The 18879-nt window shown below is 67.3% G+C and carries 19 protein-coding genes and 1 tRNA gene; 4 read left to right on the top strand and 16 right to left on the bottom strand.

Annotation, left to right across the window (positions count from 1 at the left end; translation table 11 throughout):
* Positions 1-4: 4 nt before the first annotated feature.
* From nuoE to ACMGRF_RS12095, 9 genes are all read right to left on the bottom strand, one after another.
* Positions 5-532, bottom strand: a complete 528-nt coding sequence (gene nuoE / locus ACMGRF_RS12055; protein ID WP_005410460.1) for an NADH-quinone oxidoreductase subunit NuoE — start codon at positions 530-532, stop codon at positions 5-7.
* Between the two features lie 97 nt (positions 533-629).
* Complete coding sequence (locus ACMGRF_RS12060) at positions 630-1937, bottom strand: NADH-quinone oxidoreductase subunit D (protein WP_005417935.1); 1308 nt, start codon at positions 1935-1937, stop codon at positions 630-632.
* Positions 1934-2683, bottom strand: coding sequence for an NADH-quinone oxidoreductase subunit C (locus ACMGRF_RS12065; RefSeq protein ID WP_010486428.1), 750 nt, complete (start codon positions 2681-2683; stop codon positions 1934-1936). Before ACMGRF_RS12065 ends, ACMGRF_RS12060 begins: the two co-directional genes overlap by 4 nt.
* A 33-nt stretch (positions 2684-2716) precedes the next feature.
* Positions 2717-3271, bottom strand: a complete 555-nt coding sequence (locus tag ACMGRF_RS12070; protein ID WP_005417936.1) for a NuoB/complex I 20 kDa subunit family protein — start codon at positions 3269-3271, stop codon at positions 2717-2719.
* On the bottom strand, positions 3262-3618 hold the full coding sequence (locus tag ACMGRF_RS12075; protein ID WP_005417937.1) for an NADH-quinone oxidoreductase subunit A: 357 nt from the start codon (positions 3616-3618) through the stop codon (positions 3262-3264). The genes ACMGRF_RS12070 and ACMGRF_RS12075 overlap by 10 nt, the downstream gene beginning before the upstream one ends.
* 111 nt (positions 3619-3729) lie before the next feature.
* Positions 3730-3814 (bottom strand) — tRNA-Leu (locus tag ACMGRF_RS12080).
* 51 nt (positions 3815-3865) lie between these two features.
* Entirely contained in the window at positions 3866-4303 is a 438-nt protein-coding gene (gene secG, locus ACMGRF_RS12085; protein WP_049415231.1) for a preprotein translocase subunit SecG, read from the bottom strand.
* Between the two features lie 31 nt (positions 4304-4334).
* On the bottom strand, positions 4335-5090 hold the full coding sequence (tpiA, locus tag ACMGRF_RS12090) for a triose-phosphate isomerase (RefSeq protein ID WP_049415228.1): 756 nt from the start codon (positions 5088-5090) through the stop codon (positions 4335-4337).
* 517 nt (positions 5091-5607) lie between these two features.
* Positions 5608-6585 carry an isopenicillin N synthase family dioxygenase gene (locus tag ACMGRF_RS12095; RefSeq protein WP_049414703.1) on the bottom strand — a complete coding sequence of 326 codons (978 nt, stop codon included), beginning with the start codon at positions 6583-6585 and terminating at the stop codon, positions 5608-5610.
* 149 nt (positions 6586-6734) lie between these two features.
* On the opposite strand from ACMGRF_RS12095, the gene ACMGRF_RS12100 reads away from it, so the two are divergent.
* The 3 genes from ACMGRF_RS12100 to ACMGRF_RS12110 are packed head-to-tail and all read left to right on the top strand — an operon-like array spanning position 6735 to position 10628.
* Positions 6735-8612, top strand: coding sequence for a DUF3413 domain-containing protein (locus tag ACMGRF_RS12100; protein ID WP_414485244.1), 1878 nt, complete (start codon positions 6735-6737; stop codon positions 8610-8612).
* A gap of 20 nt (positions 8613-8632) precedes the next feature.
* Positions 8633-9778, top strand: coding sequence for a glycosyltransferase family 4 protein (locus tag ACMGRF_RS12105; protein ID WP_099496163.1), 1146 nt, complete (start codon positions 8633-8635; stop codon positions 9776-9778).
* Positions 9771-10628, top strand: coding sequence for a polysaccharide deacetylase family protein (locus ACMGRF_RS12110; RefSeq protein WP_049414699.1), 858 nt, complete (start codon positions 9771-9773; stop codon positions 10626-10628). Before ACMGRF_RS12105 ends, ACMGRF_RS12110 begins: the two co-directional genes overlap by 8 nt.
* Positions 10629-10708: 80 nt before the next feature.
* On the opposite strand, the gene glmM is transcribed toward ACMGRF_RS12110, so the two are convergent.
* From glmM to trpB, 5 genes are all read right to left on the bottom strand, one after another.
* Entirely contained in the window at positions 10709-12070 is a 1362-nt protein-coding gene (gene glmM / locus ACMGRF_RS12115; protein WP_049414697.1) for a phosphoglucosamine mutase, read from the bottom strand.
* Positions 12070-12945, bottom strand: a complete 876-nt coding sequence (gene accD, locus ACMGRF_RS12120; protein WP_005417947.1) for an acetyl-CoA carboxylase, carboxyltransferase subunit beta — start codon at positions 12943-12945, stop codon at positions 12070-12072. The genes glmM and accD overlap by 1 nt, the downstream gene beginning before the upstream one ends.
* Positions 12946-13250: 305 nt before the next feature.
* Complete coding sequence (gene trpA, locus ACMGRF_RS12125) at positions 13251-14060, bottom strand: tryptophan synthase subunit alpha (RefSeq protein ID WP_262222749.1); 810 nt, start codon at positions 14058-14060, stop codon at positions 13251-13253.
* Position 14061: 1 nt separating this feature from the next.
* Positions 14062-14751 carry a hypothetical protein gene (locus ACMGRF_RS12130; RefSeq protein ID WP_049438795.1) on the bottom strand — a complete coding sequence of 230 codons (690 nt, stop codon included), beginning with the start codon at positions 14749-14751 and terminating at the stop codon, positions 14062-14064.
* Entirely contained in the window at positions 14748-15965 is a 1218-nt protein-coding gene (gene trpB, locus ACMGRF_RS12135; protein ID WP_049414706.1) for a tryptophan synthase subunit beta, read from the bottom strand. The genes ACMGRF_RS12130 and trpB overlap by 4 nt, the downstream gene beginning before the upstream one ends.
* Positions 15966-16063: 98 nt before the next feature.
* Here trpB and ACMGRF_RS12140 point away from each other — a divergent pair, with 98 nt between their 5' ends.
* A complete protein-coding gene (locus ACMGRF_RS12140) occupies positions 16064-16951 on the top strand; it encodes a LysR family transcriptional regulator (protein WP_049438793.1) in 888 nt (295 codons plus the stop codon).
* 71 nt (positions 16952-17022) lie between these two features.
* Here the strand turns inward: ACMGRF_RS12140 and ACMGRF_RS12145 are convergent, their stop codons facing one another.
* Together ACMGRF_RS12145 and ACMGRF_RS12150 are read right to left on the bottom strand one after the other, a co-directional pair.
* A complete protein-coding gene (locus tag ACMGRF_RS12145) occupies positions 17023-18132 on the bottom strand; it encodes a toxic anion resistance protein (RefSeq protein ID WP_099496159.1) in 1110 nt (369 codons plus the stop codon).
* Positions 18133-18176: 44 nt separating this feature from the next.
* Positions 18177-18872 (bottom strand): hypothetical protein, encoded by a 696-nt coding sequence (locus tag ACMGRF_RS12150; protein WP_414485245.1) that lies wholly within the window; start codon positions 18870-18872, stop codon positions 18177-18179.
* Positions 18873-18879 lie beyond the last annotated feature (7 nt).

Genomic DNA, 18879 nt, shown 5'->3' on the forward strand with positions numbered 1-18879 from the left:
GCCCTTACTCCAGCCCGTCCAGCAGCTCGTCGACCTTTTCCAGGGTCAGACGCTCATGGTAGTGACCGTTGATGACCATCATCGGCGCGCCACCGCAGCCGGCCAGGCACTCTTCCTCGCGCTTGAGGTAGACGCGGCCGTCAGGGGTCGATTCACCGTGCTTGATGCCCAGCTTCTTCTCGCAATGGCGCACGATGTCCTCGGCGCCATTGAGCCAGCAGCTGATGTTGGTGCAGATGGCCACGTTGTTGCGGCCCACCTTCTCGGTCTCGAACATCGAGTAGAAGCTGGCGACCTCGTAGGCCCACACCGGCGGCAGGTCCAGGTACTTGGCCACGCCGGCGATCAGTTCGTCGGTCAGCCAGCCCTGGTTCTGCTCCTGGGCCGCATGCAGGCCCTGCAGCACGGCAGAGCGCTTGCGGTCCGGCGGGAACTTGGACAGCCAGTGATCGATGTGAGCGCGGGTCTTGTCGCTCAGCACCACCATCGGGTCGACGTCGCGCGCCGCCTCGAAATTACCTGTCGCCTTCATCGGCCGACCTCAGCGAAATGCATAACGTGAAATTCCAGAAACTGCGGCGCCGGCTTGCGCCGGCTGCCTGCAGCGGGCGTTGGCGTGGCGGACGGCATTACCGGTCAACCTCGCCGAACACCAGGTCGTAGGTGCCGATCATCGCCACCACGTCGGCCAGCATGTGGCCGCGCACGACCGAATCGATCGAGGACAGGTGGGCGAAGCCCGGCGCACGCAGGTGCACGCGGAACGGCTTGTTGGCGCCATCGGAGACCAGGTAGCAGCCGAATTCGCCCTTCGGGGCTTCCACCGCCGAGTAGGTCTCGCCGGCCGGCACGCAGTAGCCTTCGCTGAACAGCTTGAAGTGGTGGATCAACGCTTCCATGTCGTCCTTCATGTCCTCGCGCCTGGGCGGAGCGACCTTGAAGTTCTTCACCATCACCGGGCCCGGGTTGGCCTTCAGCCACGCCACGCACTGCTTGATGATGCGGTTGGATTCGCGCATTTCGGCAACGCGGACCAGATAGCGGTCGTAGCAGTCGCCTTCCTTGCCCAGCGGGATGTCGAAATCGACGGCATCGTACTTGGCGTACGGACGCTTCTTGCGCAGGTCCCAGGCAATGCCCGAGCCGCGCAGCATCACGCCGGTCATGCCCCACTGGTGGGCCAGTTCGGGAGTGACCACGCCGATGCCGACGGTACGCTGCTTCCAGATACGGTTGTCGGTCAGCAGGGTTTCGTATTCGTCGATGCGCTTGGGGAACTCGACGGTGAAGTTCTCCAGGAAGTCCAGCAGCGAGCCCTCGCGCGAAGCATTGAGCTGCTTCAGCGCCTTGCCCTTGTGCCAGCGCGATTCCTTGTACTTCGGCATGTGGTCCGGCAGGTCGCGGTAGACACCGCCCGGACGGTAGTACGCCGCGTGCATGCGTGCGCCGGAGACTGCTTCATAGCAGTCCATCAGCTCTTCGCGCTCGCGGAAGGCGTACAGCATCACCGCCATCGCACCCAGGTCGAGCGCGTTGGAGCCCAGCCACATCAGGTGGTTGAGGATGCGGGTGATCTCGTCGTACATGGTGCGGATGTACTGCGCACGCTCCGGCGCCTCGATGCCCATCAGGGTCTCGATCGCGCGCACGTAGGCGTGCTCGTTGCACATCATCGACACGTAATCCAGTCGATCCATGTAACCGATCGACTGGTTGAACGGCTTGGACTCGGCCAGCTTTTCGGTACCACGGTGCAGCAGACCCACGTGCGGGTCGGCGCGCATGATGGTTTCACCGTCCATTTCCAGGATCAGGCGCAGCACACCGTGAGCGGCCGGATGCTGCGGACCGAAGTTCATGGTGTAGTTGCGGATTTCCTGCCGGCTTTCGGCGGCGTTGCTGGCGAATGCTTCGCCGGCCTGGTGTACGTGGCTCACTTCACTGCCTCCTGCGCGCGCTCACCTTCTGCGGTCTGCAGACGGGCGTCGTCGCGGATCACGCGCGGCACGCCGACACGCGGCTCCACCGAGGTGACCGGTTCGTAGATCACGCGCTTCTTCTCTTCGTCGTAGCGGACTTCGACATTGCCGATCAGCGGGAAGTCCTTGCGGAACGGATGGCCAACGAAACCGTAGTCGGTCAGGATCCGGCGCAGGTCCGGGTGGCCCTCGAAGATCACGCCGTACAGGTCGAACGCCTCGCGCTCGAACCAGTTCAGGCCCGGCCAGATACTGGTCAGCGAGGACACCACCGGCAGCGCTTCGTCAGGGGCGAAGCAGCGCAGGTGCATCATCAGGTTGTGCTGGTACGAGCGCAGCTGCGCGACCACGGCGAAGCGCTGGGTCGGCATGTGCTGCGGGCGGGCACCGTCGGCACCGTTTTCCTCGGTGGGGAACTCGCCCCACGCGAAGCGGCCCTGGGCCTTGCCTTCGACGCCTCGGCTGAAGCCCTGCGAGGACACGTCGGCGGTGTCCCATTCGTCGGAGCCATAACCGAGGTAGTCGACGCCGCACAGATCCACGGCCTGCTCGAAACCAAACTCGTCACGCAGCGCCAGGGCGGTGGCGTGCCACTCGGCGGCAGGCACTTCCAGCGTCACTTCGCCGCGGGGTTCGACCACGATGACCTTCGCACCAGCGAAACGTGCGGAGAGTCGGTCGATGAAGGATGCTTGCTCTGCCATGGGGGCTTGGCGCGCTCTAGTCAGGTGAAGGGGTCAGCGGGCGATGGTCTGTGTACGCCAGATCTTCTTCTGCAGCTGCAGGATCCCGTACACCAGCGCCTCGGCGGTCGGCGGGCAGCCCGGGACATAGACGTCCACCGGCACCACGCGATCACAGCCGCGCACGACAGAATAGGAGTAGTGGTAATAGCCACCGCCGTTGGCGCAGCTACCCATCGAGATGACCCACTTCGGGTCCGGCATCTGGTCGTAGACCTTGCGCAGCGCCGGGGCCATCTTGTTGACCAGGGTACCGGCCACGATCATCACGTCGGATTGACGCGGCGACGGGCGGAACACCACGCCGTAGCGGTCAAGATCCAGGCGCGCGGCGCCGGCGTGCATCATCTCGACCGCACAGCAGGCCAGGCCGAAGGTCATCGGCCACATCGAGCCGGTGCGCGCCCAGTTCAGCAGTGCGTCGACGCTGGTGGTGACGAAGCCCTTTTCCAGCAGCGGGTTGTCGCCTTCCGGCCGCAGGATGTCATCAACCCGGCCTTCCGGCGACGGGTTGTTCATGAGGCCATCGAGAGTCTGAATCACTCCCATTCCAGCGCTCCCTTCTTCCAGACGTAAATGAAACCGAGGAACAGCATGCCGACGAACAGGCCCATGGTGACCAGCGAACGGGCGCCCAGTTCCATGAAGACCTGGGTCCACGGCACGATGAAGATGATTTCCAGGTCGAAGACGATGAACTGGATCGCGATCAGGTAGTAGCGCACGTCGAACTTCATGCGCGCGTCTTCGAAGGCTTCGAAGCCGCACTCATACGGCGACAGCTTTTCCAGATCGGGGCGGCGGGGACCGAGGAATCGACCAACCAGCATCAGCGTAACGCCGATACCGGTGGCAACGATCAGAAACAGCAGAGACGGCAAATATTCGGCCAGCACAGCGATTCTCTCTTGCCTCTGCCGCCGCGCCTGCAGGCGCTTTGGCATGGGGGAGTGGACGGGAATCTGCCTGGCGCCTTGCGCGCCAGACGAACCCGCTTTACTTACAAATGGTGCCCAAGAGGGGACTCGAACCCCTACGACTTGCGTCGCTACCACCTCAAGGTAGTGCGTCTACCAATTCCGCCACCTGGGCAAACGATCACATCAGACTATCTTCCCGATGCGCCGCGTATTGTAACCGGCTTCAGTCTTTCTGGGAGCCTTCCGAAGGCTTTTCTTCACCAGAAACCGAAGATTCCGCCTGAGCCGGCACATTTGCGGCCGGAACCGGGGCGGCCGGAACCGCATCGGCCTTCGGGACGGCCGGCAGCTCGCCCGCCGGAGCCGCCGGAGCGGTCGCTGCCGGGGCGGACATCAGACCCAGATCCTGGTCGGCCGCCGGACGGGTACCGTGACCGGCATACCAGGCCATGAAGAGGCTGATGCCAAAGAACACCACAGCCAGCCACTTGGTCGACTTGGACAGGAAGTTCGAAGCGCCACGCGCACCGAACACCGTGCCCGAGGCACCAGCACCAAAGCCCGAACCTGCCGCCGCACCCGAGCCACGCTGCATCAGGATCAGCGCGATCATGGCCACAGCGACCAGCACGTAGACGACATTGAGGATCAACATCAGCATTGGAAACCGCCCTCGGACAATACTTCTAGGATTAGTTCGCGGCCGCCGCCCGTGCGATGGCCAGGAAGTCCGCGGCCACCAGGGAGGCGCCGCCGACCAGCCCACCATCGACATCCGGCTGCGCGAACAGTTCCCCGGCATTGTCGGGCTTCACGCTACCGCCGTAAACAATGGGCAGTGAATCAGCGATTCTAGCATCGATACGGGCGACTTCGCCACGGATGAACGCGTGCACCTGCTGTGCCTGCTCCTTGCTGGCGGTACGGCCGGTGCCGATGGCCCAGACCGGCTCGTAGGCGACCACGGCGTTGGCGAAACCGGCCGCACCGACCAGTTCCAGCACCGGCGCCAACTGGCTGGCGATGACTGTTTCGGTCTGCCCGGCCTCCCGCTGTTCCAGGGTCTCGCCCACGCACAACACCGGGACCAGGCCGGCATGCTGGGCGGCGGCGAACTTGCGCGCGACCAGCTCGCTGCTTTCATGGTGGTACTGGCGGCGCTCGGAGTGGCCGACCAGGCCATAGCGGGCCCCGACCTCAACCAGCATGGCTGCACAGACCTCGCCGGTGTAGGCACCCTTCTCATTGCTGCTCACGTCCTGCGCGCCGAACGCCAGGCCGGTCCCGCCGAAGTCCTCGACCAGCTCGCCCAGGTACGGCAGCGGCGGCAGGATCACCACCTCGACCCCGTCCAGCGGCAGACCGGCGGCCACCTGCCCCAGCAGTTCATTGGCGAATTGACGGCTGCCATGCAGCTTCCAGTTTCCGGCGACGATCTTGCGGCGCATGAGCGGGTGGCTCCTGTGTGAAGTCAGCCGAGCATGATACCCGCTGCGGGAAAAATCCGTTTCCGTGTAAGCGGTTACATGGATTTTCAGCCAACGGCGCAGCCCCTCGTGGCGGGGGGGGGGGTTGGTTGGTCGCGGAGAGCCCGGCTAGATCTGGGGCTTGGCCGGGCGGGTGGGACTGCGCAGGGGGCGCTGCAAGTACGTCCATGTAAGCTCGATCGCCGCTTGCTCGTGTGCGCTGTCCTGCGCACACGAGCAAGGCGCCATCGAGCCCCCAGGGGTGAGGTCGCTTTGCTTGCGAAGCACTGCTTCGCAAGCGCCCGAACGCACAGCCGCCAGCGGCTGGGCCGGTCTGGGGGTTCACGGCGTGTCCTGCCAACCCACGCCGCCCCGCCCAACACGCAGAAACCCAGAGCCGCTTTGGCTTTGGGTTTGCCGGCCAGCGGCCGGCACTACCGCGGGTGCAGGGTGCAACCCTGCAAAGAAAAAGGCCGCCTTTCGGCGGCCTCGCTTCTCTTTATTTCAGCTTGATCTCGCGCAGGCGCTCCTCGAGGAAGCCGTGGGCGGTGATCGGCTCCGGGTACCGGCTCGGGTTCTCCGGGGTGATGCACGAGGGCAGCACGTCGATCAGGAAGTCCGGGTTCGGGTGCAGGAAGAACGGCACCGAGTAGCGCGGCTGGCGCGCCAGCTCGCCCGGAGGATTGACCACGCGGTGGATGGTCGACGGATACACATGGTTCGTCAGGCGCTGCAGCATGTCGCCGATGTTGACCACGATGGTGTCCGCGTCCGAGGTGAACGGCACCCACTCGCCGTCGTGCGACTGCACTTCCAGGCCCGCGGCACTCGCACCCACCAGCAGGGTGATGAAGTTGATGTCGCCATGAGCACCGGCACGCACGTTCGGGATGTCGTCGGTGGTGATCGGCGGGTAGTGGATCGGGCGCAGGATCGAATTGCCGAAGTTGGTCTTGTCGGCGAAGAAATTCTCCGGCAGGCCGATGTGCAGGGCGAGCGCCGACAGCACGCGCGACCCCAGGTTGTCCAGCGCCTGGTACAGGCCGTACCCCCGCTCGCGGAAGCCCTCCACTTCGGTCGGCCACAGGTTCGGCGCCATCACGTCACGGTACTTGGAGTCGTCGGCGATCTCGCGGCCGATGTGCCAGAACTCCTTCAGGTCGAAGTGCTTGGAGCCCTTGGCGGTCTCCACGCCGAAGGGGGTATAGCCGCGGGCGCCGCCGCTGCCAGGCACGTGGTACTTGCGCTTGACCTCTTCCGGCAGGGCGAAGAAGGCCTTGAAGGCATCGTAGGCCGCGTCGATGTCGGCCTGCGGGATGCCGTGGTTGCGGATGCCCGCGAATCCCCATTGGCGATAGGCCGCGCCCAGCTCGGCCACGAAGGCCTCGCGGTCGCTGTCGAAACGGGTGATGTCGAGGGTGGGGATCTGGCTCACAGCGGTTCCTGGCTTGTCATTGGGTCTGGGGGGCCAGCGCATTCATGGCCCGCCTGAACATTGTGACAGATCGCCCGGGGGACGCCACTCGATACGAAGAAACAAACCGATACAATGCGCGACCCGCGCGCGGATTAACGCTTCCGTCACGTTGGGCCCGACCCTTTGCCCGCTTCCTGAATCCGCCCCGCATGTCCGCAGCCGCCCCTGCCGCACCCGCCCTTGAAGGTTCCACCCGGCGTTGGCGCCGGCTGGCCTGGTGGTCGCTGTTCGTCGCCGGCAATGCGGCCCTGGCTGCGGCGATCGCACTGGGCAACGTGCCGCTACGGGACAATCCAGGCGGCAGCGCGGGCCTGGCCTACCTCGCGATCGCCCTGCCCGGCCACCTGCTCGCGTTCGGCGCGCTGGCCGGCCTGCTGCCGTTGCTGCTGGGGCTGTGGCCACGCACTGCCCGTACGCTGAGCATCAGCGCCGTTCTCCTGCAGGGCCTGTGGCTGTGCCTGCTGCTGGTCGACGCCAAGGTCTTCACCCTGTACCGCTTCCACCTCAACGCCATGGTCGTGAACATGGTGTTCGGCGGCGCCCTGCAGGACCAGGTCGCCCTGTCCTGGAAGACCTGGCTGCAGGTCGCGCTGCTGGTCGCCGCGGTCTTCGCCGCCGAAGGCCTGCTGGCCTGGGCGTGCTGGAAGCTGCTGCCGGCAGCGCCACGCCGGCGACGGGTGCTGCAGGCGTGGGCAGCGGTCGCGCTTCTGATGGCCGGCGGCCAGGTGGCCACCGCCTACTACGACGCCCGCGGCGACCGCGATGTGATCGTGCAGTGGAACTACCTGCCGTGGGCGCAACCGATCACCGCCAAGAGCTTCATGCGGCGCCTGGGCGTGGTCAGCCAGCAGCAGGCCGGCCTGCCCGACCCGCGCCATGCGCAGCTGCAGTACCCGCTGCACCCGCTGCGCTGCCAGAACCCGCATCGCCCCAATGTGCTGATGGTGGTGCTGGAATCGCTGCGCCAGGACGTGCTGACACCGCAGTTGATGCCCAACACGTCGACGCTGGCGCAGGACGCGCGTGTGTTCGATCACCACTTCAGCACCGGCAATGCCACCCGCTACGGCCTGTTCGGGCTGCTGTACGGCCTGCCCGGTGGTTACTGGCCAAGCATGCTCGACGAACAGCGTGGCTCGCAGCTGTTCCAGGTGCTGGGCCAGCAGGGCTACGACCTGCACCTGTACGGCAGTGCGCCGTTGTACAGCCCGGAATTCGATCGCACCGCATTCGCCGATGTGCGCGACCAGCTGCACCAGGGGCCATCGGCACTGAAGTCCGACGGCCGCGACCGCGCGATCATCAGCGCGTTGCAGCAGAACATCCGCGCCAGCCAGGCGGCGCAGCGCCCTTGGTTCGGCTTCGTGTTCCTCGACTCCACCCACGCGCCCTACCACATGCCCGACGGTTACCCGCCCGTGGCGACGCCGATGGCCGCGGACATCGACTTCCTCAAATTCGGCCCGGAGCATGACCCGACGCCGGAACTCAACCGCTACCGCACCGCCGTGCACTACGCAGACAGCCTGATCGGCTCGCTGCTGGACGACCTGCGCGCACAGGGCCTGGCCGAGGACACCATCGTGCTGGTCACCGGCGACCATGCCGAAGAGTTCAACGACCTCAAGCTGAACTATTGGGGCCACAACGGCAACTTCTCCGACTACCAGCTGCAGGTCCCGTTCGTGCTGCATTGGCCAGGCATGGCCGCTGGCCGCGACGCCCGCACCAGCTCGCACGAAGACTGGGTACCGACACTGATGCGCCATGCGCTGGGCTGCGAGAACGCGCTGAGCGATTTCAGCACCGGCCAGGACCTGCTGGCCGAACCGCAGGGCCCGCGTGCCCTGGTGGTCGAAAGCTGGTCGCAGCGCGCGATACGCCATGGCGACGCGATCTACGTGTTCGACAAATTCGGCAACGCCACGGCGCTGGACCGGCACTACCTCCCGCTGCCCCAGCAGGCCCCTGATGCGGCTGCCGTACGCACTGCATGGGAAGCGTTGACCCGCTTCCGCAACCGCTGACCCTCAAGGATCGATCCCGCATGAACCGTCCGCTGCGCATCCTGCACACCGAAGCCGCCAAGGGAATGGGCGGACAGGAGATCTACATCTTCCGCCACATGCAGGTGATGCGCGCGCGTGGCCATGAGGTGGCGCTGCTGTGCCAGCCCGAAGCACGACTGGCCAAGCTGGCCCGCGACGACGGTTTCACCGTGCACACCCTGCGCATGGGGGGCCTGCTGCGCCTGCTGCGCGGCATCTGGTCGGTCTCGCGCCTGGTGCGTCGCGAGCGCTACGACGTGGTCAACACCACCAGCCGCCGTGACGCGTTGATCGCCGCCGCCGGCGCACGCCTGGGCGGAACACCGCTGGTTATACGCTCGCGCCACCTGATGAGCCCGGTCAACTCGCTGCTGACCTATACCGGCCTGCCGCACCGGGTGCTGACCGTCAGCAGCTTCGTCAAGCAGCTGCTGGCCGAGCGCGGCATTCCGGCCGAGCACATCGGCATCGTGCCGCCAGTGGCAGTCCCGCCGCGCTGGAGCGAGATCCGCAAGGCCGATCCCTGGCAATGCCTGCAGGAGGTGCGCGCGGAAGTGCGCGCCGAGCTCGGCTTCGGCGAACAGGACATCGTGGTCGGTTGCGTGGCGGTGCTGCGCGAACCCAAGGGCCATGCCGACCTCCTGCAGGCGATGGTGCCGCTGTGCAGGACGCATCCGAACCTGCACCTGGTGGTGATCGGCGATGGCCAGCCGGTCATGGATCGGCTGCAGGCGCTGCGCGACGAGCACGGGCTGCAGCAACAGGTGCATCTGCTGGGCTACCGCGATGGCGCCTGCCGGCTGATGGCCGGCTTCGACATCTTCGCGCTGGCTTCGCACAAGGAAGCGGCCGGTACCGTGTTCCTGGAGGCCGCCTATGTCGGAGTGCCGATCGTGGCCACGCGCGTGGGTGGCGTGCCGGAGATGGTGGTCGATGGCAGCAATGCCATCCTCACCCGATTGGGCGACAATGCAGCCCTGACAGGCGCACTGCGCCTGCTGGTGGAAGATCCGGAACGGCGACGGCAGATGGGCCGCGCCGGGTGGGACTGGATGCACGGCGCGCACCGGTTCACCCCCGATGGCCACGGTGAGACCACCGAACACTACTACCGCCAGTGGCTGAAGGAGCTGGGACATGGCTGATGCCCGAACCGTACCGGTGCTCATGCACCACCACGTCAGTCCGTCGCCGGGCATGATCACCGTGTCACCAGAGAATTTCGAAAGCCAGATCGCTTGGTTGGCCGGCAACGGCTGGACTTCGCTGACACTGGACCAGTACGCCGGCTTCCTGGCCGGCAGGCCGGTGCCGCGCAAGTCGATCGTGATCACCTTCGACGATGGCTACCTGGACAACTGGGTGTATGCGCACCCGATCCTGCAGAAGTACGGCATGCACGCAGTGGTGTTCGTGGTCACCGGCTGGATGGGCGAAGGCCCGGAGCGGCCCCATGCGGGGCTTGCCGGGGCAGTGCTGCCTGCCACGCCGGACCATCGCGGCTGCGAAGCGGCGATCTACGAGCAGAACCGCAGCGACGACGTGATGATGCGCTGGAGCGAAGCGCGCGCGGCCATCGCCGCCGGCACCTTCGAAGTGCATTGCCACACCCATACCCACACCCGCTGGCTGCGCCGCGACGACCTGGACCGCGCACAGCGCCGTGCCGGCCTGAGCCACGATCTGGCAGTCTCGCGCGAGGTCCTGCGGGACAAGCTCGGCGAGGTGTCCGATACGCTGTGCTGGCCGTACGGCGATTTCGACCAGGATCACATCGAGGTGGCACGCGAGCACGGCTTCCGCTACCTGCACACCACCCACCCGTTCGGCCGTAACGTGGTCGGCGGCGATCCGGAACGCATCTACCGCTTCGCGATCCGCAACCGCCCGGCCAGCTGGTTGCGCAAGCGCATCGCACAAAGCTACAACCCGCTGATCGCGCCGCTGTTCAATGGCTTCAAGGCGCGGCAGAAGAAGATGGTGCCGGGGCCGTGAGCCTCGCGCAGCCCTGCCGCCTGAACGAAAAACGCCCCGGCTTTACGGGGCGTTCTTGTTAGGGCGCATGCACAGCTGCCTCAGGCGGCGGCTTCACGTACCGCCGCGGACAGGCGGTCCAGCGTGTCCTGCATCAGCGATGCATCATCGGCCTCGACCGTGACACGCACCACCGGCTCGGTACCGGACGGGCGCAGGAATGCACGGCCACGGCCGGCCACTGACTGCTGCGCGACGGCCAGCGCGGCCTGCACGCTGTCGGCCTGCACCGTTGCCTTGGCCGAGACATTGCCCAGCCGCACGTTGACCGTCTTCTGCGGCACCCGCACCAGTCCCTTCAATGCCTGGCGCAGGGTCTGCCCGCTGTTGCGCAACGCCACCAGCACCTGCAGCGCACTGACGATGCCGTCACCGGTGGTGGCCCGATCCAGGCACAGCAGGTGGCCGGAGGCTTCGCCGCCGAGCACCCCACCGCCTTCGATCAACGCCTGGTGCACATAGCGATCACCGACGTTGCTGCGCACGAAAGGAATCTGCAGATCGGCGAAGGCCTTCTCCACGCCGTAGTTGCTCATCAGCGTGCCGACCACCGGGCCGCGCAGGCGGCCTTCGGCTTTCCATGCTCGGGCCAGGATGTACAGCAGATCATCGCCGTCGACCGGGTTGCCCTGGTCGTCGGCCATCAGCACGCGGTCGCCGTCGCCGTCGAAGGCAATGCCGAGATCGGCGCGGGTTTCGCGGACCTTGGCCGCGAGATTGTCGATATGGGTGGAGCCCACGCCGGCGTTGATGTTGACGCCGTTGGGCTCGGCGCCAATGCCGATCACCTCGGCACCCAGCTCACGGAACAGCAGCGGTGCGATCTGGTAGGTGGCGCCGTGCGCGCAGTCCAGCACCAGGCGTACGCCACGCAGGTCGAACGCGCGCGGCACGCTGGCCTTGCAGAACTCGATGTAGCGGCCGACCGCCTCGCGGCCACGCGACGCCTTGCCCAGCTTCTCCGATTCGACGGTGGTGAACGGAACGTCCAGCGCCGCTTCGAGGGCGAGCTCGGTGGCATCGTCGAGCTTCTCGCCCTGGGCGGAGAAGAACTTGATGCCGTTGTCGTAGTGCGGGTTGTGCGAGGCACTGATGACGATGCCGGCATCCACGCCCAGCGTACGGGTCAGGAACGCCACCGCCGGAGTCGGCATCGGTCCCAGCAGCTGCACGTCGGCACCGGCGGCCACCAGGCCGGCTTCCAGTGCCGCCTCGAACATGTAGCCGGAAATGCGGGTGTCCTTGCCGATCACCACGATCGGCCGGCGCCCGTCCTGGCCGCGCTGGGCGACCAGGACACGGCCCAGGGCGTTGCCCAGGCGCAGCACGAAGTCGGCCGAGATCACGCCCTGGCCGACCCGGCCACGGATGCCATCAGTACCGAAGTACTTGCGGCCTCCCATCAAGCCACCTCCGGCGCCGGCTGACGGCCCAGCATCGCCAGCAGGTCGGACAGGCGGTCGCGCAGCTCGCGGCGGTCGCAGATCTGGTCGATGGCACCATGTTCGAGCAGGAACTCCGAGCGCTGGAAGCCTTCCGGCAGTTTCTCGCGCACGGTCTGCTCGATCACGCGCGGGCCGGCGAAGCCGATCAGCGCCTGCGGTTCGGCGATGTTGATGTCGCCCAGCATCGCAAAGGAGGCCGAGACACCACCGGTGGTCGGATGGGTCAGCACCGAGATGTACGGCAGCCCGGCTTCACGCAGCTTGCCCAGCGCGGCCGAGGTCTTGGCCATCTGCATCAGCGAGAACAGGCCTTCCTGCATGCGGGCGCCACCGCTCTGCGAGAAGCACACGTAGGGCGCACCGATCTCGACCGCGGTTTCTGCGGCCAGTGCGAAACGCTCGCCGACCACCGAGCCCATCGAGCCGCCCATGAAGGCGAAGTCGAAGGACGATGCCACCAGCGCACGGCCCTTGAGCAGGCCGCGCATGGCGATCAGCGCGTCGTACTCGCCGGTGTTCTTCTGCGCGATCTTGATGCGCTCGCTGTACTTCTTCTGGTCCTTGAACTTGAGCAGGTCGGTCGGCCCCAGGCGCGCACCGATCTCGGTGGTGCTGTCAGCGTCGAACAGGGCGGCCAGGCGCGCACGCGCGCGGATCGCCATGTGATGGCCGCACTTCGGGCAGACTTCCAGGTTCTCTTCCAGTTCCGGACGGTACAACGCGCTGCCGCAGTTGCTGCACTTTTCCCACAGGCCCTCGGGGACACTGCGCTTCTTGCTGGGGGTGTTGTCGGTGCGGATGCCGGACGGCATCAACTTGCTGAGCCAACTCATGCGGGAGGACACTTCCGTTCAGGGCGGCCCGGGGGCCGCAAAGGCGGACAGTCTAGCTCCGCTTTCCCCGCCCGTGCACCCCCTTGCCAGCCGCGGGGCAGCCGGAAAAAACCATGCTGGGACGTACGTTTAGGTGCTGGGCGGTGCCGGCCGCCGGCCGGCAGCCCTTGCGTGCAGACCAATGGGTAGTGCCCGCCGCTGGCCGGCAGCCCTTGCGTGCAGACCAATGGGTAGTGCCGGCCGCTGGCCGGCAGCCCTTGCACGCGAACCCTCGGGAGGATGCCGGCCAGCGGCCGGCACTACCGTTACGCGTCCAGCGCCTGCCGCAGCGGGGCGAGGAAGGCCCGGGCGTGCTGCGCGGCCTCTTCCGCCGAGCCCGCTTCAGCCAGCGCCGCCACCAGCGCGCTGCCCACCACCACGCCGTCGGCCTGGCGGGCCATGGCCGCGGCACTGGCAGCATCCTTGATGCCGAAGCCCGCCACCACCGGCACCGACGCGCGCGCGCGCAACGCCTGCAGGCGGGTACTGGCGGCATCGCTGTCCAGGCGCTCGGACGCGCCGGTGACACCGGCAAAGCTGACGTAATAAAGGTAGCCACGGGCCAGGGCCAGCAGCTTGTCGGCACGCGCCTGGCTGGTGGTCGGCGACGCCAGCAGGACCAGCGCAAGGCCGGCTGCGTCGAACGCCTGCTGGGCGTCGCCCGCTTCTTCCGGCGGCAGGTCGACCAGCAGCACGCCGTCCACGCCGGCATCGACGGCGGCCTTGGCGAAGGCCGCGTAGCCATGGATCTCCACCGGGTTGAGGTAGCCCATCAGCACCACGGGGGTCTGCGCATCGCGCTCGCGGAACTGCGCCACGGCCTGCAGCACGTAGCGGCTGCCGGCTCCCCGCGCCAGCGCGCGTTCGGAACTGCGCTGGATGGTCGGGCCATCGGCCATCGGATCGGAGAACGGCACGCCCAGTTCGATCACGTCGGCGCCGGCCTCGACCAGCGCGTGCATGACCGGCACGGTGGCCCCCAGCGAGGGATCACCGGCGGTGATGAAGGGAATCAGCGCCTTGCGCTGCTGTTCGCGCAGGCGCTGGAAGCAGGCATCGAGTCGGGATACGGACATGTCAGGTACATCCTTCGATCAGGTCAACGGCGCCGCTGGCGCCCCAGTACATTCGGGAGATGGTGCCGTCGACGATCTCCACGCGGATCGCCAGGTCGGAACCGGGGTCCTGCCAGAGCAGGCTCTCGCCGGCCTCCGCATCATCGCCATAGGGTTGCGTGGAAACGCCCTTGGGCAACTGCTGGAGTGCCTGCGCGCGTGGCATGCCCAGATGAAGGCCGAACGGCCCCGGCTGCAGCACCACTTGGCCGGAATCGTCAATGGGGGCCAGGTCGAAGCGCACCACGTCGCCGTCCTGCACCATCATCGCTACGCCCTCGGGCAGCGTGCCGCGCTCGTAGTACTCGCAACGCCCAGCGGTCGACTCGCCCAGCCCGGCCGAGTGCCACTGCGCCTCGCCCTGCAGTTCGCTGAAGGGCTGGCCGATCAGCACCTCACCGGCATGGTCCAGGGCCACCGACACCACCGCCCGGGCCGCCTGGTCCTCGCCGCCATCGCCTGCCGTGGACATCGCCGCGTCCTCGATCGGGCGATGTGCGGCCTCATCGTCGTTGCTGGCCGGTTCGCGTGCCGGGGCGATCGCCGCAGGGGTGGCAGGGGCCGGGGCAAGCACCGGTGGATCGGGCGGCGTGCAGCCGCCCATGCCGATCACCAGCACCAGCGCCCCGCCGTGGCGCAGCACGTGATTCACAGCACAAGCCCTTCGCGCGCGGCGATGGTGTGCACGTCCTTGTCGCCACGACCGGACAGGTTGCACAGCACGATCTGGTCACGCGGACGCTCACGCGCCAGCTTGATCGCCTGTGCCAGTGCGTGGCTGGACTCCAGTGCCGGCAGGATGCCCTCGGTATGCGCCAGCAGGTGGAAGGCCTGCAGCGCTTCTTCATCGGTGATGCCGAGGTAGCGCGCACGGCCGGTATCGGCCAGGAAAGCATGCTCCGGGCCGACGCCCGGATAGTCCAGGCCGGCCGACACCGAGTGGGTCTCGATGATCTGGCCGTCGTCGTCGCACAGCACATAGGTGCGGTTGCCGTGCAGCACGCCCGGCCGACCGGCGGCGATCGATGCGGCGTGGCGGCCGGTGCCGATGCCGTCGCCGGCGGCTTCGGCGCCGACGATCTCGACCTGGCGATCGTTGAGGAAGGCGTGGAACAGGCCGATGGCGTTGCTGCCGCCGCCGACGCACGCGGTGATCGCATCGGGCAGGCGGCCGTACTCGGCCAGCATCTGCTCGCGCGCCTCGCGGCCAACGATGGCATTGAAGTCACGGACCATGCGCGGATACGGATCCGGGCCGGCCACGGTGCCGATGATGTAGAAGGTGTCCTGCACGTTGGTCACCCAGTCGCGCATCGCTTCGTTGAGCGCGTCCTTCAGGGTGGCCGAGCCGGAGGTGACCGGCACCACCGTCGCGCCAAGCAGCTTCATGCGGTAGACGTTGATCTTCTGCCGCTCGATATCGGTGGCGCCCATGTACACCACGCATTCCAGGCCCAGGCGGGCGGCAACGGTGGCACTGGCAACGCCGTGCTGGCCGGCACCGGTCTCGGCGATGATGCGCGTCTTGCCCATCCGCGCGGCCAGCAGCGCCTGGCCGATGGTGTTGTTGATCTTGTGCGCGCCGGTGTGGTTCAGGTCTTCGCGCTTGAGCAGGATCTGCGCGCCGCCGACGTGGTCGCTCAGGCGCTGGGCGTGGTAGATCGGGCTCGGCCGGCCCACGTAATGGGCCAGGTCGCGGTCGTAGGCCGCCTGGAATGCCGGATCCTGACGGGCCTGGTCATAGGCCTGGGCCAGTTCCTGCAGCGGACCGACCAGGGTTTCGGCGACGAAGCTGCCGCCGTAGCGGCCGAAATGGCCCTGGGCATCCGGGAAGGCGTGGTAGTCGGCAATGGGGGAGGCAGACATGGAAGCGACCGCTGGTATCGAGACAGGTGGATACTCTAGCGCACGGGTCTTGACCGTAAAATGGATATTATCTGGCGCATATCGTCAGGAAATCTCACATGAGCCGCTCCCTGCTGCCACCGCTCAATGCGCTGCGTGCGTTCGAGGCCACCGCCCGTCTCGGCGGCGTTGGCCGCGCCGCACACGACCTGCATGTCACCCATGGTGCGGTCAGCCGGCAGCTGAAGCTGCTGGAAGACCATCTCGGCCTGGCGCTGTTCCAGCGTGCCGGTCGCGGCCTGCGCCTGACCGCTGCGGGCACGCGGCTGCAGGCAGCGTGCAGCGAGGCCTTCGGCGGCATCGAAGACTGCGTGCGCGAACTGCGACGGCCGGCGGCGGCCCCGGCGCTGGTGCTGGGCTGCAGCGGCAGCGTACTGGCGCGCTGGATGATTCCGCGCCTGCCTGCGCTGCAGGCCGCCCTGCCCGGCGTGCGCCTGCAGTGGTCAGCGCTGGATGGCAGCTTCACCGAGGCACAGGCGGCCCTGGATGCGGTGCTGCTGCTGGCGCAGGGGCCGTGGCCCCGGGGCTGGCAGGTGCGTGAGCTGGCGCCGGAACGGGTCGGCGTGGTGGTGGCGCCCTCGCATCCGGCGGCGCAGCGGCTGCGGCATGTACCGCCCTCGGCGCTGCTGCAGGAGACGCTGCTGCACACCAGTTCACGGCCGCAGGCGTGGCCGGCGTGGGCGCAGGCGCACGCTCTGGACCCCGCGAAGCTGCAGCTGGGCACGGCCTTCGAGCATCTGTATTACCTGCTGGAGGCAGCGGTGGCCGGGCTGGGCCCGGCGATCGCACCCGAGCCACTGGTGGCCGAGGACCTGGCCGCCGGGCGACTGGTCGCGCCGTGGGGGTTTGCCGCCACCGGTGGTTTCTGGGTGCTGGCGCGACCGGACGGACCAACGGATGCGCGCGTGGATGCGCTCGCCGACTGGCTGGGCCAGCAACTCCGCTGACAACAAAAAGGGGACGGAGGGAATTAAGTCGCAAGTGGCACAAACGACTTAATTCCCTCCGTCCCCTTTTTTCAGCTGGCGGTCGGTGTGGCCAGGCGCTGTTGCAGGTCTTCGCGCAGGCGCGACAGCTCGACTTCGGCCTGCTGCCGCTGCTGCATCCCTTCGCGATGGATGCTGCGCACTTCTTCCACCGTGGCGATCAGCTGGTCGTGCACATGGCGCAGCGTGGCCACGTCGATCACGCCGCGCTGGTTGCTGCGCGCGGTATCCACCGAGGCCTGGCGCAGCAGGTCGGCATTGCGGCGCATCAGTTCGTTGGTAGCATCATCGATGGCCGTGGACAGTTCGACCGCAGCCTTCTGTTCGCCCAGCGACAGCTGGATGGCGAACTGGCGCTTCCACGACGGAATGGTGATGTCGCGGACGGTGTTGAACTTCTCGATCAGCTGCAGCGCGTTGGCCTGGATCAGGCGGATCATCGGCAGCGACTGGTCGGCGGCGTGCTGCATCAGCTGCAGGTCGGACACGCGCTTCTCGATCAACCGGATCGCATTGTCGATCTCGCCCTGGCGGATGCGCTGCTGGGGGTCCTCGCTGCCCTGCCCGGCCAGCTGTTCGGCCTGCAGTTCGGCCAGCCGCTGCTTGCCCGCTGCCGCATACAGGCCGAGCGCACGACGTTCTTCGCGGACGATGTCGTGCATGCGGTCGAACTCGCCCACGCGCTTGCCCATCAACGCCTGCTGCACGCCGACGTCGGCCAGCAGCTGTTCGATCTGCGCGTTGGTGTCGCTGAACTTCTGCACCAGCTCGCCCTTGGAGGCCCGCATGCGGTCGATCAGGCCACCGATCACCGGCACCTTCGAACGCTGGGCGAAGCCATCCAGCTTCAGGCTGCGCGCGATGCGCACCACCTCGCCCAGCTTCTCGCCACTGGCATCCAGGTCACGATTGCGGACCTGGTCCAGCAACTGGCTGGAGAACGCGGCGGTGCGCGTGGCCGCCTCGCGGCCGAACACCTGCAGGTTGCCCGGGCGCAGATCGTCCAGTTCCAGACGGATCTCGGCGATGCGCGGCAGATCCTCGCGGACCAGTCCCAGCGCCTGAAGCGCACCTTCATCGAGCGCAGTGGCGGTGGTCGTGCCGGGTACGAGGGCAGCGGGGGTCTGGCTGTCCTGGGTCATCGGGCAGTCTCCTTGCAGTTGGGTAAGCGGCAGCGGCGGCCGGCTCAAGGCAGTCTAGCCTGAGCCGCGGCCACCTCGTCATCGATCTGTGCGTGCAACGTGGCAGCCTTGCCAGCCAACGCAGCGCCCGCAGCGGCCTGGCCCGCCAGTGCAGCCTGCCGCCAGGCCGGCAGCAGCACGTCATGGATGCGCGCGAAGCGTTGCAGCAGCATGTTGTCCTGGTCCTGCAGCAGCTGCCATTGGCCGGCTTCCAGGCGGCGCAGCGAGGCCAGCCGGCGAAGATGGTCCAGCCGATGCGACAGCGCGGCCTGGCCGGCGATATCCAGCGTCGCCAGCCGCGACGCAGCCAGTTCGGCCCAGCCGTCCAGCGCCGCGGCCGCCGCGGAATGTTCAACGATGGCCATGGCCCGCAGCTGCATGTGCTGCTGCAGGTGCTGGGCCTGCTCACGCGCCTGCAGGGCCAGTACGCCCAGCTGCGACTGCAGCGCGTGCCCCTCAGCTTCGCGAGCGACATCGCGCCCCAGCAGCCGCCCCCACCAGCCTTCCTGTTGCCGGATCTGCGCCGGATTGCCGGCCTGCAGGGCCAGCGCGATGCGTGCCAGCGCGGCGACCAAGCGCTCGCCCGCACCCGGTGGCAACGGCGTCTCGCGCCGCGCCAGCGCCTGCAGCAACGGCGCACCGTAGTCGGCCAGCGCGGCGACATCGACCGTATCCGGCAGCATCGGTGGCGGCAGGGGCACGCGCGTG

Origin of the sequence: Stenotrophomonas sp. EMP41 (assembly GCF_047495535.1) — a bacterium.
GTDB classification, from domain to species: Bacteria; Pseudomonadota; Gammaproteobacteria; order Xanthomonadales; family Xanthomonadaceae; genus Stenotrophomonas; species Stenotrophomonas sepilia.